The organism is Methanoregula sp. (genome assembly GCF_002835825.1).
GTDB lineage: Archaea > Halobacteriota > Methanomicrobia > Methanomicrobiales > Methanospirillaceae > Methanoregula.
Window position 1 is genome coordinate 1 of record NZ_PIZH01000644.1, and the last position, 1,179, is coordinate 1,179.

The window sequence follows — 1,179 nt, forward strand, 5'->3', positions numbered from 1 at the left end:
CCTGCATGCACTGGCCGGATGCACATTTGCCGGTCCGGCAATCTCCGGTCCTGAACATGTCGTAGCATTTCTGGCCTACCATCTCTTGTGGTACCTTTCCGGCCATAGTTGCCGATGCCTTGTTGGCATAAAGGATGCTGTAATCCTTGTTGATGATGAATGCCGGGACCGGGATGGCATCGAGGTGCCCGACCACCGCGTTGATGGTGTTGTTGAGCCCCTGGATCATGGCGGCGTACCCGCCCTGGAACTTAGCGGCATCGCCGCGGGAGGTCAGTTTCCCGTGAACAGCGTCCTGGCTGATTCCCGTGATCTCGTTGCTGAACAACTGGATGTTGTTGACTACACCGGTGAACGCGTCTGAGACCTCGCCGATCTCATCACCTCCGGTCACCATACGCTCGTTCTTGTCGATCTCCATTGCCGCGCCGGCAAAGTCCCCGACCATGACCTTACGGCCAAGTTCCACAAGATCGCCCATCCTCCGTGCAATCGTATTGCCGAACCGGATGGCGATGAAGGCACCTGCGCCAATGCTGATTAACAGGATGATGATGATCGCGTTGCGCAGGTTGTCGACCGGGCCGCTGAAATCTGCCGGGTTGACACGGGCAATGATGATGTAGTCGAGTGGTGCAAAATACGTGTAATACGCTTCCGCGTTCTTGCCTTCCCAGACATAACTAATCTTCCTGCTGCTGTCCTTTACCGAGTTCTTGTTGGCGATGATCTCTTTTGAAAAGTCTGTATCCGGGGTAGTGCCCTGTACTGCCGCAGAAGGATGAATGAGTACAACACCGTTGCTGTTCATAATATACAGGTACCCGTTTTCGCCAATCTTTGTGCCAAGGATCTCCTGCTTCAGCGGACCGTACACAGAATCCTCAGGAACGCCTACGAACAGGATGCCGATGGTATCGCCTCCGGAGTTCCGGATGGGTTCATAGGCTACGACCATCTTCTTGCCAACCACATCGGCCATGCCATAATAGGTCTGGCCTTTGTTGATGACAGCATCGTACACTGCATCCGAGACCGTGGTTCCAATAGCGCGCTTGCCGTCAGCACCGATGACGTTTGTCGAAACGCGGGTTGCGGTGTTGCCGGTCTTGACGAAGATGGTGGCCTTACTGCCAACATCCGCTTCGATACCATCAACAATCGCGAAATTATTGTTCA

The 1,179-nt window shown here is 54.4% G+C and carries 1 protein-coding gene; it reads right to left on the bottom strand.

What is annotated here, in order from left to right; all coding sequences use genetic code 11:
• On the bottom strand, positions 1-1,179 hold a 1,179-nt coding region (locus CW742_RS14075; protein ID WP_292421457.1), incomplete at both ends, for a Cache 3/Cache 2 fusion domain-containing protein.